Origin of the sequence: Pseudomonas sp. NPDC086566, assembly GCF_050280885.1 — a bacterium.
In the GTDB taxonomy this organism is placed as follows: domain Bacteria; phylum Pseudomonadota; class Gammaproteobacteria; order Pseudomonadales; family Pseudomonadaceae; genus Aquipseudomonas; species Aquipseudomonas vlassakiae.
In genome coordinates, this window is sequence record NZ_JBNNWD010000003.1 from 473,981 (window position 1) to 486,732 (window position 12,752).

Consider the following 12,752-nt stretch of genomic DNA (forward strand, 5'->3'; position numbering starts at 1 on the left):
GCCCTATCAGCCAGCGACGATTTCCCGGGTCTGTTCAGGCCGCTTCAACCAGGCACACGCCAGCAACCCCACCTCGAACAGCACCCACATCGGCACCGCCAGCATGGTCTGCGAAAACACGTCCGGCGGCGTCAGAATCATCCCCACCACAAAGCAGCCTACGATCACGTAGGGCCTGCTGCGCCGTAACGTGGCCACATCGGCCAACCCCACCCAGACCACGATGAAGGTCGCCACCGGGATCTCGAAGGCCAGGCCGAACGCCAGGAACAGCGCCAGGATGAAGTCCAGGTACTGGCTGATGTCGGTCATCATCGCCACGCCGTCGGGTGTCACGCTGGCAAAGAAGCCGAACATCATCGGGAACACCAGGTAGAACGCGAAGGCCATGCCGGCATAGAACAGCACGATGCTCGACACCAGCAACGGCAGGGCGATGCGCCGCTCGCGGCGGTACAGGCCAGGGGCGAGAAACCCCCAGGCCTGATGCAGCAACAGCGGCATGGCGACGAACAGTGCGCACATCGCCGTCAGCTTGAAAGGTGTGAGAAACGGCGAGGTGACGCTGGTGGCGATCATGCTGGCGCCTTCCGGAAGAAAGCGGCGCAGGGGTTCCGAAATCAGCGTGTATAGCTGCTGGGCGAAGGGGAACAGCCCGGCAAACACCACGGCCAGCAGCAACAGGCAGCGCACCAGGCGCTTGCGCAGGTCGCGCAGGTGGTCAGTCAGTGGCATGCGTGCCGCCGGGTCCATGGCAAGGCTCATGGGGTGCTCTCCCGGGCGCTGGTACTGGGTAAGCTGCCATTCACCGGTTCTGCCGTGAGGCTGATGCCCTGGCGGATTTCCTGCTCCAGGCGCTGCAAGGGCGTGCTGTCCAGGTTGGGCATGTCGAGCTCGCGCTCCATCTGCGCGCGCAGACCGTTCATGGCCCGGCGCGCCTGGCCCAGGCCGCGGCCCAGGGCGCGCGCCGCAATCGGCAGGCGCTCCGGGCCCAGCACCAGCAGTGCGACGATCCCTACCAGCAAGAGCTCGCTGAAACCTACCTCGAACATCAGGCTTGGCGATCCGCTTGCGGCTGGTGTGCAGCCTGAGCGGTTACCGGTGGCTGTTGTTGCACTTGAGCGGCTCCCGGGGCGTTGACGTCATGATCGCCGCCCATGGACTTGCGAAAGCCCTGGATCGCTTCGCCGACATCGCTGCCCAGCCCCTTGAGGCGCTTGGTGCCAAATAGCAGGAACACAATCAGCAGTACGATCAGCAGTTGCCAGATACCGATGCCACCCATTTCGACCACTCCTGTAAGGTCATGAAAATGAAAGCCAATCCTGCCGCGCACAGATGACACCCAGATGACTGCAGGGCCGTTGCAACCTGACTGCAACAACTGGCGTGTTGACTGGCGCCCTCATCGACGAAAAGGATGCGCGCGGATGTACGGCAAGCGACAGCAGGGTGCGGCACTGCTGATGGTGATGGTGGTGCTGGCCATGCTCGCCGCCGGCATGGCCTGGCTGGTAGAAGATGGCCGCCGTCAGGTGGATGAGGTGCAGCTGTTGCGTCAGCGGGTGCAGGTGCGAGCCATGGAGCAGGCTGGCCTGGCCTATGCCGAACAGGCCCTGCGTGACCCGGCCTGGCGGCTCAGCCCGTTGTTCTGGCAGGCCCTGCGCGGGCAACCGTTGAAGTACGATTTTGGCGCCGGCCAGGCGCAGCTGCGGGTGCGGGACCAGCACACCTGCTTCAACGTGAATGCGCTGCTGGGGGCCGACGGCGAGCGCGCAGAGCGCCAACTGAAGCGCCTGCTGGGTGACGACATGGCCGCCGAACGTCTGGTCGATGCCTTGGCCGACTGGCTGGACAGTGACAGCGATGCCCGCCTGCAGGGTGCCGAAAGCGCCCAGTACCTGCGCCAGCAGCCTCCGCGTCTGGCGGCCAACCAGCCAATGCTCGATACCAGCGAGCTGAACCTGCTGCTGGAGCCGGACGCTTCCCGCCAGCGCCGCTATCCGATGCTGTGCGCCTTGCCGCAGACCACAGGCTGGCGCCTGAATGCGAATGCCTTGGGGCTGGAGCAGCTGCCGTTGCTCGATGCGCTGTATGAGGGGCGTTACCCGCGTGCGTTGCTAAGCCGGATCATCAGTGGCCGACCGGCCTCGGGGTATGAGGATGCCGCAGCGTTGCGCCAGGCGCTGGGGGCGGTGGATGACGAGACGTTCGAGCGGCTGAGCGAGGGGCTGCTGCTTAACAGTGGGCACTACCTGTTACAGCTGTCATTCGAGGAGCAGGGCAGGGTGATGCGCAGTGAGTTTCAGGTGGAGGCGTTAGGGGTGGTGCAGTGGCATGCACGGGTGCCGGCGCAGCAAGTTCGGGTTCGCAGTCGTGAGCCGATTGCCTGGTGAGGCTTGGGATTGCCGGGGCCGCAAAGCGGCCCCAGTGCACCGTTCGATCAGGCAGTACCGATCTCGCCCCCATCATCGCGTTGGATCACCACCGTCGTAGCCCGTGGCCTCACCTTGGTCCCTGCGGGTGTCGCATCGGTCGCCTTGTCGGTATACGGCCAGTTATCCGGGTGCTGGATGTTGATGAACAGGGTCTTGTTGTCCGGCGTGAAGCTGATGCCTGTTACCTCGCAACCGTTCGGCCCGACGAAGAAGCGCCGCAGGGCCGTCTGGTTCTGGGCATTGATCGGCACCTGCTTGCCGCTCGCATCGACCAGGTCGGTGGGGATTACCGCCAGCAGCTGGTCGTTGGTGTAGTCGGTGAGGGTGGTTTCGCCGTTGTCGGTCTCGAACCACAGTACCCCACGGCTATCGAAACTCATGCCGTCAGGGCTGGCGAACTGGTTCAGTTCGGTCAGGCCGGAGCGGTTGATGTCGGCGGTACCGGCAGCGTTGGCACCGAACACGAAGATGTCCCAGGTGAAGCTCAGCTGGTCGTCGCTGTCGTGCCAGCGGATGATGTGGCCGTGGCGGTTCGGGCCGCGCGGGTTCGCTGCATCGACCTTTTCCGGGGTGCGTGCGCTGTTGTTGGTCAGGGTCAGGTAGGCATCACCGTTGAGCGGGTTGACGGCGGTCCACTCCGGGCGGTCCATCGGCGTGGCGCCTACGGCATCACCGGCACCCCGGGTGTTGAGGATGATGCCAGCGAGGTCGCCGTACAGCGCACCGAGGGTGCTGCCGGCGGTGGTGGCAGTGTTCACGTCGAGCAGCAGCCACACGCCGGTGCCGTCGGCATTGAAGCGGGCAACGTACAGCTTGCCTTGGTCCAGGTACTTGGCCCCGGTGGCCAGGCGGTCGGCCGGGTTGGCGTCGGCGGCGTCCCAGACGGCCGTGGAAACCCACTTGTACAGGTACTCGTTGTTGGAGTCGTCACCCATGTACCAGACCAGCGGCTTGCCGACCACCGGCAGGCCCGGGCAGCAACCTTCGTGGCGGAAGCGGCCCAGCGCGGTGCGCTTGGTGGCCAGGGTGTTGCTGTTGTACGGGTCGATCTCGACGATGTAGCCATAGGTGCTGGCTTCGTTGCGGTAGTCGTCGGTGGCGCTGGCGCCTTTGACGGTGACATCGAAGCGGGCGAACTCATCGGCCACTTCGCTGCTGTCTCCGGCAGCGCTTTCCCACTTGTACTGGCCACTGGAGGTGCCCACGCCAATGCGGCGCTGGTCTTCGGGGCGGGTGCCCTTGTTGACGAAGATGCCCGGCCAGTTCTCTTCGCAGGTCAGGTAGGTGCCCCACGGGGTGTAGCCATTGCCGCAGTTGTTGTTGGTGCCGCGGCAGTGGGTGCCATCGACCGAGTACTTGGTCTTGACGTGGTCGGTACCCCGCAGCGGGCCGGTAAGCTCCATGCGCGAAGCGGTGGTGAAGCGGCGGTTGAGCGGGTCGTTGTCGACCACCTGCCAGCGGCCGTTGACCTTCTGCAGGCGCACCACACCGGCACCGTGGGCGTTGATTTCCTTGCGCACTTCTTCGACCGGGCGCTTGCCACTGGCATCGGTAGTCGGGCCGTTGGGGTGCAGGGCCGCGGTGTCGATGTACTCGAAGTTGATCGCCAGCAGGCCGTCTTCGGAGCTGCCGTTGATCGGGAAGAAATGCATGCCGTCATGGTGCATGCCCATGGCATTGGCCTGGTCGGTCGAGGTGTTGCTGCCGTCCGCTTTCCACGGGTTGGCGTTGCTGTTCAGCGGCGTGCCCCAAGGCGCCAGCACGTAGGCGCTGTAACCCGCCGCGACGACGCAGGCGTCGGTGCGCGACCCGGCGATGGACTGGAAGCCCAGGGCCAGTTTCGGGGCTTCCGGTTCAGTCGGCTCGGTTACCGGCGGTTGCGGAGCTGGATCATCATCGGAACCGCCACTACTGTCGAAACAGCCGGTCAGGCCGGTACCGGCAATCATGGCGATGGCGGCGCCCAGGCTGCCGCGCATCACGCTACGACGGCTCAGGTAGGCGTCCATCACGCTGGCCATCGGCAGGTTGCCGCTCTGGTTGCGGTCCAGGTTATCGCCGGTATCTCGACTCATCAGGGTGTCCTTGTAGTGGCTGAGTTAGAGGAAACCGCGACTTTAGGGCGCTACTGTGATGATTCATTGGCAGAAATATGAACGGGTTTTTAAAACTGTAAGTTCTTATTTCAAAAACAGACAGATCAATTTGGAATGTCTGTCGGATTTCTGACATCAAACTGTCATGCCAACGCCGCAACATCCGGGGCCCAACGAGAACTCGGATAAGGATGGCGGGCCCGATGGCAAGTAGTGTTAACAGGCGCGAATTGATCAGCTGGATGGGTGTCGGTGCGCTGGCACCGTTGCTCGGCGCCTGTTCTGCATTACCAGGCCAACGTGGTGGCAGCGCCACTGTGGACCTGTTGTACATCGCTGACACCCTCGATGCGCGCCAGCCCGGTTTGCCGGTCGTGCCAGCCACGCGCCTGGGCCCCGTCAGCCAGCTGGGCCGGGCACCGTGGATGACCGGTGCCAGTGCCAGCCTGGCTCACCCGCAATTGGCACCGTTGCTCGATGCGAACCAGACCGCGGGCGCAACCCTGGGCGGTTACGCCGTGTTGGGTGCGCTGCTGGAGCAATTGCGTAACGAAGCCGGGCCGGGCAACAGCCTGACCCTGGAGAACGGCCAAGGCTGGAACGGTAGCGGCCTGGCCTACCTCACCCAAGGCGAGAGTGGCGTGCAGGGCAGTCAGTTGTTGGGCAGCGAAGCGCGGGTCAGCAGCGATGAACGCGTGCTCTGGCCCCAGCGCAGCGCGGCGCTCTACCGCCAGTCTGGTGCTGTCACCCTGGCTGCCGGGTTGGCGCACGAGCAGCGCCAATCGTTGGGCCTGGAGCCGCTGCAGGTATTCGAGCGCGGCGGTGCCCGGATCGCCGTGGTCGGTGTCACTGACCCTTATGCGCAAGACCAGAAGGGCTCGCTCAAACAGTGGTACCAGTCACTGCTGCCGACCTTCGAGCAGGCGCGGCGCGAGGCCGACCTGGTCGTGGCGATGGCCGATGTCGGCACCGGGCCGGGCCTGTGGCTGGCCGAGCGACTGGTCGAAGCCGATGTGCTGCTCTGTGCTCGTGGTCAGGACCTGTGGCCGGTACCGGTTCAAGCCACCCAGGCCAGCGGCCGTCGGGTGCCTGTGCTGTTTGCCGGCTGCCGCGGCAGCGGCGCATTCCGTCTGCGTTGCCAGCAGGTCGCTGGGCAATGGCAGTTCGACGGGCAGTTCTTCCCGGCCTTTGCACGCTACCTGTCGCCTGCTGCACAGATGCGCGCCAGCCAACTGCAGGGTGAGCTGCGCGAGCAACGGGCCGGCCATGCGGCGTGGCTCGACCAGCCACTGGCGCGTGCGCCCCAGGCCTTGTGGCGGCGGGATACCCGTGGCGGTAGCTGGGACCGCCTGCTGCACCAGGCCTTGGCCGATGACAGCAGCCTGCCGGTGCTGCTGCCGGGCCTGCGCTACGACTACCCCTTGGCGGCAGGCGAGGCGATCACCCGCGAGCACTTGATCAGCCTGACCGGTGGCTACCCGGCCCCCGTCGTCGAGGCCCCGGCCCGGCAAGTTGAACAAGTGCTGGAGAACGCGGCCGAGCAACTGTTCGGCGACCCGTTGCTGCTCGACAACAGCCAGGACCTGCCGCGTTGGCAGGGCCTGGCCTGGCGTGTCAGCTACAGCCCGCAAGGCAAGCGTGTGAGCGGTATCGACGCGGTGCAGGGCTTGTGCCGCACCTTTGGCCTGCAATTCGAAGCCCCGGCGGGCGAGCCGCTGTGGCAGCGGGTCGAGGCCTGGCTGGCGCGGCAAAAGGCCGATTGGCAACTGGCGTCGTTGCCATTGCCCGAGGTGCGCTACGTGCAGGGGCACCCGGGATGGCACCCGCGGCAGGCCGTTTCGTGAGCCGGGCTTCACGCCTGATGACTGGCGGCCTGCTGACCCTGGCCGGCTGGCTGGCCGCCCAGTGCGTGTTGCAACTTGGGCGCCAGCCGCAACCGGCCAGCCCGGCGCAGGCCGCCACCACACCGCTACCTGGCCTGCTGATCGGGCACTGGCAGCCCGCGGTCGATGACGGCGCGATTGCCATCACCCGCCTGCCGTTGCAGTACCTCGGCGGCCTCAAGGCCCAGCCGTTGTCGGCCAGCGTGGTGGTGCTGCGCTATGGCCAGCAGGTTCGCACCCTCGGCCGTGGCCAACGCCTGGCGCCGGGTATCGTGTTGCAGGACATCGATGCCGATGGCCTGATTTTCGACAACCAGGGGCGGCGCGAACGCCTGCCCTGGCCGCCACGCCCTGCCGTGACCGGCTTCAAGCGGCAAGGATGAATGATGTTTGCCAGATACTGCGTGGCCACAGCCTTGAGCCTGAGCCTGTCTCTCGCCTGGGCGCAAGAGCCGGAAACCTTCGATGAAAACGGCACACCGCTTTACGAGGTGAACTTCGTCGACACCGAACTGGGCGAGTTCATCGACAGCGTGTCGCGCATCACTGGCACCACCTTCATCGTCGACCCGCGGGTCAAGGGCAAGGTCACCGTGCGCACCGTCGACCGCCACGACGCCGATGCCATCTACGACATCTTCCTCGCCCAGCTGCGTGCCCAGGGCTATGCGGCAGTCGACCTGCCCAACGGCAGCGTCAAGATCGTCCCCGACCAGGCCGCGCGCCTGGAGCCGGTGCCGGTCGAACCCGCTGGCAAACCGGGCGCAGGCAGCGATGGCGTGGCCACCCGGGTGTTCAATGTGCGTAATGCCGCCAGCGAGCAGATGCTTGGCATCCTCAAGCCGCTGATCGACCCCAGGGTCGGTGTGATCACGCCGTATCCGGCAGCCAACCTGTTGGTGGTCACCGACTGGCGCAGCAACCTTGAACGGATCGACAGCCTGCTGCGCCAGCTCGACCAGGTGAGCGACGAGCCGCTGCAGGTCATGCCCTTGCGCCATGCCAGCGCTGCCGACACCGCGCAGTTGCTCACCCGCCTGCTGGCCCGCGAACAGGGTGCGGACAGCACCCAGGTGGTCGCCGACCCGCGCAGCAATGCCTTGCTGGTCCGTGGCAGTACCGAGCGCGTGCGAGCATTGCTCGGCCAGCTCGACCGCCCCAGCGACAACCAGCACAGCAGCAACACCCAGGTCATGTACCTGCGCCATGCCAATGCCGCCGAAGTGGTCAAGGTGTTGCGCGGCCTCAGCCAGGAAGGCGCGGTACCCGGCGAAGCGGCTGGCGAAGGGGAGGGCAAGGAGCGGCCGGTGATGGCGGCTGCCAGCGACTCCGGCATCCGCCTGGAATACGAAGAGGGCACCAACGCCGTGGTCATGGTCGGCCCCGACAGCGAACTGGCGGCCTATCGCTCGATCGTCGAGCAGCTGGACATCCGCCGTGCCCAGGTGGTGGTCGAGGCGATCATCGCCGAGGTGTCCGATACCCAGGCCCAGGAACTGGGCGTGCAGTGGCTGTTCGCCGACGAGAAGTTCGGCGCCGGCATCGTCAACTTCGGCAGCAACGGCGTGAACATCGCCAACATCGCAGGTGCCGCCGCCAGTGGCGACAACGAGGCACTGGGCGATCTTTTGTCGTCCACCAGCGGTGCCACGGTCGGCCTTGGCCACATCGGCGGCGGCTTCAACTTTGCCATGCTGATCAACGCACTCAAGGGCAAGAGCGGTTTCAACCTGCTGTCGACGCCCACCCTGCTGACCCTGGACAACGCCGAAGCCTCGATCCTGGTGGGCCAGGAGGTGCCTTTCGTGACCGGCTCGGTGACCCAGAACAACGCCAACCCCTACCAGACCATCGAGCGCAAGGAAGTGGGGGTGAAGCTGCGCATCAAGCCACAGATCAACGTCGACAACAGCGTGCGCCTGGATATCGTCCAGGAGGTTTCGTCGATCGCCGACTCCAGTGCCGCCAGCGACGTGATCACCAACAAGCGCGAGATCAAGACCAAGGTCATGGTCGAGGATAACGGCCTGGTCATCCTCGGCGGCCTGATCAGCGACGAGCTCAGCACCAGCGACCAGCGGGTGCCGTTGCTCGGTGACATCCCCTACCTGGGCCGGCTGTTCCGGTCCGACGCCAGCAAGAACACCAAGCAGAACCTGATGGTGTTCATCCGCCCGCGCATCCTGCGCGACGGGCCGAGCCTGGCCGGCCTCAGCGAAGACAAGTACCGCACCCTGCAGCAGACCACGCCGTTGCAGTTGCCGGACCTGGCCGAAGGCACCCCGTTGCTGCAGGTGTTCCCCGCCAGCCGCGCGCGCCTCGAAGGTGGCAACTGGTGATGCTGCCTTATCGCCTGGCCCGCCAGGCCGGGCTGGCCATGGCACCGGCCGGGCAAGGCTGGCGCCTGTGGTTGCGCCGCGACGCCGACAGCGACCAGTTGCAGGAATTGCTGCGCGTGCACGGCCGGCCGGTGGTGCTCGAGTACCTGGAGCCTGCGGCGTTCGATGAGCGTCTCGGCCAGCTCTATGAGGCAGGTGCAGGTGCAACCGAAGCGCTGATCGAAGGCATTGGTGAACAGGTCGACCTGGACAGCCTGATGAGCGACATGCCGCGCATCGAAGACCTGCTCGAAAGCGATGACGAAGCCCCGGTGATCCGCCTGATCAACGGCCTGTTCGGCCAGGCGCTGCGCCTGCGTGCGTCGGACATCCATATCGAAACTTTCGAACAGAGCCTGGTGGTGCGCTTGCGCGTCGACGGCCACCTGCGCGAGGTGCTGCGCCCGCCGCGGGCGCTGTCGGCGATGCTGGTGTCGCGGATCAAGGTCATGGCGCGGCTGGATATCGCCGAAAAGCGCCAGCCCCAGGATGGCCGCATCACCTTGCGCGCAGCCGGCCGGGAAGTGGACGTGCGGGTGTCGACGTTGCCCGGCATTCATGGCGAGCGCGTGGTGATGCGGGTGCTCGACAAGCAGGCCAGCTTGCTGGCACTTGCCAACCTGGGCATGCCTGCCGCCGTGCTGCAGGGCCTGCGCAGCTGCCTGGCGCGGCCCAACGGCATCGTGCTGTCCACCGGCCCGACCGGCTCGGGCAAGACCACGACGCTGTACGCCAGCCTCAACAGCCTCAACGACGGCAGCCGCAACATCCTCACCGTCGAAGACCCGGTCGAATACGCCATTGCCGGCATTGGCCAGACCGCCATCAACCCGCGCGCCGGATTGACCTTCGCCAGCGGCCTGCGGGCCATTCTGCGCCAGGACCCGGACGTGATCATGCTCGGGGAGATCCGCGATCAGGAAACCGCGCAGATCGCCGTGCAGGCCAGCCTGACCGGCCACCTGGTACTGTCGACGCTGCACACCAACAGCGCGGTGGGCGCCGTCACGCGCCTGCGCGACATGGGCATCGAACCGTTCCTGATCGCCTCGTGCCTGCGCGGCGTACTGGCCCAGCGCCTGGTCAGGCGCCTGTGCCAGTGCGCCGTTGCGCAGCCATTGCAAGCGGCCGAACGCGCCCTGTGGCCAGAGCTGGCGTCGCTGCACAGCAGCTATCACGCGGTTGGCTGCGAGCAGTGCCAGGGCAGTGGCTATGTCGGGCGCCTTGGGCTATACGAATTCATCGAGCTGGACGCCGGCCTGGTCGGCCTGCTGTACGACGGCGCCAGCGAACTGGCCATGCAGGGCTACCTGGCCGAGCGCCGGCAAAGCCTGGTGGCGATGGCCAGCGACTGCCTGGCCCGCGGCGACACCAGCCTGGCCGAAGTGCTGCGCGTGGTACAGGGCTGACCGATGCCGACCTTCCGTTACCAGGCCGTCGACCTTGCCGGCAAGACCCACAAGGCCAGCCTGCAGGCCGACAGCGAACGCCATGCGCGCCAGTTGCTGCGCGAGCAGGGCCTGTTCCCGCGCCAGCTGCAGCGCCATGAGGCCGGTAGCCGGCAACCGCGCCGCCAGCGCCTGAGCCGTGCGCAGTTGTGCGAGCTGACGCGTCAGTTGGCGACGCTGACCGGCGCGGGTATCCCCTTGGTCGATGCCCTGGCCACGCTGGAACGGCAGCTGCGCGAACCGGCCCTGCATGCCGTGCTGGTGGCTTTGCGCGGCTCGCTCGCCGAGGGCCTCGGGCTGGCCCGCAGCCTCGCCCGGCAAGGCGCGCCGTTCACCGGTTTGTACTGCGCGCTGGTCGAGGCTGGCGAGCGCTCTGGCCGCCTGGCCCAGGTGCTGACCCGCCTGGCCGATCACCTCGAACAGGTGCAACGCCAACAACACAAGGCGCGCACCGCGCTGATCTACCCCTGCGTATTGATGGGCGTGTCGCTGGCGGTGGTGGTTGGCCTGATGACGTTCGTCGTGCCCAAACTCACCGAGCAGTTCGCCCACGCAGGGCAGAGCCTGCCGCTGATCACCTCGCTACTGATCGGGCTGAGCCAGGGCCTGGTACAGGCAGGGCCGTGGTTGCTGGGCGTGGCACTGGTATCCGCTGTGCTGGGCAGCTGGCTGCTGCGTAAGCCGCACTGGTGCCTGCGCCGCGATGAGCTGCTGCTGCGCCTGCCGCGTCTCGGCGTGCTGCTGCAGGTGCTGGAAAGCGCCCGCCTGGCGCGCAGCCTGGCGATCCTCTGCAGCAGTGGCGTGGCCCTGCTCGAAGCCCTGCAGGTGGCCACCGAGACCGTCGGCAACCGGCGCATTCGCCTGGCCATGGAGCAGGTGCGCCAGCAGGTGCAGGGCGGCACCAGCCTGCACCGGGCCCTGGATGTCAGCCAGCAATTTCCGCCGCTGCTGGTGAACATGGTCGCCAGCGGCGAGGCCAGCGGCACCCTGGCCGACATGCTCGAACGCGTGGCCGACGACCAGGAGCGCGGCTTCGCCCGCCAGGTGGACACCGCCATGGCGCTTTTCGAACCGCTGATGATCCTGGTGATGGGCGCCGTGGTGCTGTTCATCGTGCTGGCGGTGCTGTTACCGATCATGCAACTCAACCAGGGCCTGCAATTGTGAACACAAGGAGCACTTCGATGCAGCAACGACGCAACCGCCAGCGTGGCTTCACCTTGATGGAAATCATGGTGGTGATCTTCATCATCGGCCTGCTGATCGCCGTGGTCGCGCCCAGCGTGCTGGGCAACCAGGACAAGGCCATGAAACAGAAGGTCATGGCCGACCTGGCGACCCTGGAGCAAGCGCTGGACATGTATCGCCTGGACAACCTGCGCTTCCCCAGCAACGAACAGGGCCTGGCCGCCCTGGTAAAGAAGCCGACCCAGGAACCGCTGCCACGCAGCTGGCGTAGCGACGGCTACGTGCGCCGCCTGCCGGAAGACCCTTGGGGCACCCCGTATCAGTACCGCATGCCAGGTGAACACGGGCGGGTCGATGTGTATTCGCTGGGTGCCGATGGCGTGCCCGGTGGCGAAGGCCAGGATGCCGATCTGGGCAACTGGGCCCTCTGACATGCCAGGCCAGCGCGGCTTCAGCCTGCTCGAATTGCTCGTGGTACTGGCCATCGCCGGGCTCATGAGCGGTATGGCGGTGGCCTGGCTCGACAGCGGCAAGTCCAGCGTCGATCAGGCGCTGCAGCGCCTGGCCACGGAAACCCGCACCCAGGCCGCGCTGGCCCGGCACGCCGGGCAGCTGCGCGGATTGCGCTGGACTGGCCAGCGGCCTGAGTTCGTGCGCCGTGACGGCGAGGGCTGGGTGGTCGAGGCAGGCGCCCCGGCTGACTGGCCAAAAGGCCTGCGTCCGGACTGGCCGGCCAGCGCCCAGCCGCGTGTGCTGTTTACCCCGCATGGCTGGGCGCAGCCGGGCTCGGTGCGCTGGCGCTGGGCCGGCGGCAGCCAGCGTTGGGAGTGGGGCCGCGACGGCCAGCTGCGTGTGGCGATCGCACCATGAAACGCAGGCAGCGCGGGTTCACCTTGCTGGAAGTGACCGTGGCCCTGGCGATCGCCGCGGTGCTGGCGGTCATCACCAGCCAGGTGTTGCGCCAGCGCCTGGCGGTGCAGGACAACGTGCAGCAGCATCGTTTGGGCGTGCTGTGTGCTCGCGAGCTGCAGGCGCGCTTCACCGTCGAGCGATACTGGCCGGCCAATGACCAGGTCGAGGGTGTGCTCAGCCAGGGCGGCCAGGCCTGCCATTGGCAGATGCAGCTGCGCCGCACCGGTGTGCGCGGACTGCGCCGTGGCGAATTGCAGTTGTATGCCGACCGCGACCAGCGCCTGCCCCTAGGGCAGTACACGCTGTTTCTGGAGCGCCCATGAACCCTGCATTTTCCAAAGGCTGCTGCGGTTCCTGTGGGAGCGGGCTTGCCCCGCGAACACCGGCAAAGCCGGTGCCAGGCTCCGCG

At 66.5% G+C, this 12,752-nt stretch carries 13 protein-coding genes; 9 read left to right on the plus strand and 4 right to left on the minus strand.

What is annotated here, in order from left to right; genetic code table 11:
* Positions 1–6: 6 nt before the first annotated feature.
* From tatC to tatA, 3 genes are read right to left on the minus strand one after another with little or no spacing between them, the layout of a single operon-like run.
* Positions 7–765 (minus strand): twin-arginine translocase subunit TatC, encoded by a 759-nt coding sequence (gene tatC, locus ACQKPS_RS09395; RefSeq protein ID WP_427603748.1) that lies wholly within the window; start codon positions 763–765, stop codon positions 7–9.
* Positions 762–1,052, minus strand: a complete 291-nt coding sequence (gene tatB, locus ACQKPS_RS09400; protein ID WP_427603750.1) for a Sec-independent protein translocase protein TatB — start codon at positions 1,050–1,052, stop codon at positions 762–764. The genes tatC and tatB overlap by 4 nt, the downstream gene beginning before the upstream one ends.
* Complete coding sequence (tatA, locus tag ACQKPS_RS09405) at positions 1,052–1,285, minus strand: twin-arginine translocase TatA/TatE family subunit (protein ID WP_254483474.1); 234 nt, start codon at positions 1,283–1,285, stop codon at positions 1,052–1,054. The genes tatB and tatA overlap by 1 nt, the downstream gene beginning before the upstream one ends.
* 145 nt (positions 1,286–1,430) lie before the next feature.
* Between tatA and gspK the strand changes: the two genes are divergently transcribed.
* Positions 1,431–2,396: a type II secretion system minor pseudopilin GspK gene (gspK, locus tag ACQKPS_RS09410; RefSeq protein WP_254483475.1), complete on the plus strand. Its 966-nt coding sequence runs from the start codon at positions 1,431–1,433 to the stop codon at positions 2,394–2,396.
* A gap of 47 nt (positions 2,397–2,443) precedes the next feature.
* Here gspK and ACQKPS_RS09415 read toward each other — a convergent pair whose 3' ends face one another.
* The gene (locus ACQKPS_RS09415) at positions 2,444–4,513 is read right to left on the minus strand and encodes a PhoX family protein (RefSeq protein ID WP_283723889.1); all 2,070 of its coding nucleotides are present in this window, start codon (positions 4,511–4,513) and stop codon (positions 2,444–2,446) included.
* A gap of 224 nt (positions 4,514–4,737) precedes the next feature.
* On the opposite strand from ACQKPS_RS09415, the gene ACQKPS_RS09420 reads away from it, so the two are divergent.
* From ACQKPS_RS09420 to ACQKPS_RS09455, 8 genes are read left to right on the plus strand one after another with little or no spacing between them, the layout of a single operon-like run.
* On the plus strand, positions 4,738–6,378 hold the full coding sequence (locus ACQKPS_RS09420) for a lipoprotein UxpA (protein WP_427603753.1): 1,641 nt from the start codon (positions 4,738–4,740) through the stop codon (positions 6,376–6,378).
* The gene (locus ACQKPS_RS09425) at positions 6,375–6,800 is read left to right on the plus strand and encodes a pilus assembly protein PilZ (RefSeq protein ID WP_254483479.1); all 426 of its coding nucleotides are present in this window, start codon (positions 6,375–6,377) and stop codon (positions 6,798–6,800) included. Before ACQKPS_RS09420 ends, ACQKPS_RS09425 begins: the two co-directional genes overlap by 4 nt.
* 21 nt (positions 6,801–6,821) lie before the next feature.
* Complete coding sequence (gspD, locus tag ACQKPS_RS09430) at positions 6,822–8,756, plus strand: type II secretion system secretin GspD (protein WP_427603847.1); 1,935 nt, start codon at positions 6,822–6,824, stop codon at positions 8,754–8,756.
* Complete coding sequence (locus ACQKPS_RS09435) at positions 8,756–10,204, plus strand: GspE/PulE family protein (protein WP_254485529.1); 1,449 nt, start codon at positions 8,756–8,758, stop codon at positions 10,202–10,204. The genes gspD and ACQKPS_RS09435 overlap by 1 nt, the downstream gene beginning before the upstream one ends.
* Before the next feature lie 3 nt (positions 10,205–10,207).
* The gene (gspF, locus tag ACQKPS_RS09440) at positions 10,208–11,410 is read left to right on the plus strand and encodes a type II secretion system inner membrane protein GspF (RefSeq protein ID WP_427603755.1); all 1,203 of its coding nucleotides are present in this window, start codon (positions 10,208–10,210) and stop codon (positions 11,408–11,410) included.
* Positions 11,411–11,427: 17 nt separating this feature from the next.
* Positions 11,428–11,862 carry a type II secretion system major pseudopilin GspG gene (gene gspG, locus ACQKPS_RS09445; protein ID WP_054886254.1) on the plus strand — a complete coding sequence of 145 codons (435 nt, stop codon included), beginning with the start codon at positions 11,428–11,430 and terminating at the stop codon, positions 11,860–11,862.
* 1 nt (position 11,863) lies between these two features.
* On the plus strand, positions 11,864–12,301 hold the full coding sequence (gene gspH, locus ACQKPS_RS09450; RefSeq protein WP_283723884.1) for a type II secretion system minor pseudopilin GspH: 438 nt from the start codon (positions 11,864–11,866) through the stop codon (positions 12,299–12,301).
* Positions 12,298–12,666, plus strand: coding sequence for a type II secretion system protein GspI (locus ACQKPS_RS09455; protein WP_254483483.1), 369 nt, complete (start codon positions 12,298–12,300; stop codon positions 12,664–12,666). Before gspH ends, ACQKPS_RS09455 begins: the two co-directional genes overlap by 4 nt.
* The last annotated feature ends 86 nt before the right edge of the window (positions 12,667–12,752 follow it).

Coding starts and splice junctions, on each gene's coding strand:
- ACQKPS_RS09435 (WP_254485529.1), top strand. CDS start 8,756: ATGCTGCCTTATCGCCTGGCCCGCCAGGCCGGGCTGGCCATGGCACCG.
- gspG (WP_054886254.1), top strand. CDS start 11,428: ATGCAGCAACGACGCAACCGCCAGCGTGGCTTCACCTTGATGGAAATC.
- tatB (WP_427603750.1), bottom strand. CDS start 1,052: ATGTTCGAGGTAGGTTTCAGCGAGCTCTTGCTGGTAGGGATCGTCGCA.
- gspK (WP_254483475.1), top strand. CDS start 1,431: ATGTACGGCAAGCGACAGCAGGGTGCGGCACTGCTGATGGTGATGGTG.
- ACQKPS_RS09415 (WP_283723889.1), bottom strand. CDS start 4,513: ATGAGTCGAGATACCGGCGATAACCTGGACCGCAACCAGAGCGGCAAC.
- gspH (WP_283723884.1), top strand. CDS start 11,864: ATGCCAGGCCAGCGCGGCTTCAGCCTGCTCGAATTGCTCGTGGTACTG.
- ACQKPS_RS09420 (WP_427603753.1), top strand. CDS start 4,738: ATGGCAAGTAGTGTTAACAGGCGCGAATTGATCAGCTGGATGGGTGTC.
- tatC (WP_427603748.1), bottom strand. CDS start 765: ATGAGCCTTGCCATGGACCCGGCGGCACGCATGCCACTGACTGACCAC.
- tatA (WP_254483474.1), bottom strand. CDS start 1,285: ATGGGTGGCATCGGTATCTGGCAACTGCTGATCGTACTGCTGATTGTG.
- gspF (WP_427603755.1), top strand. CDS start 10,208: ATGCCGACCTTCCGTTACCAGGCCGTCGACCTTGCCGGCAAGACCCAC.
- ACQKPS_RS09455 (WP_254483483.1), top strand. CDS start 12,298: ATGAAACGCAGGCAGCGCGGGTTCACCTTGCTGGAAGTGACCGTGGCC.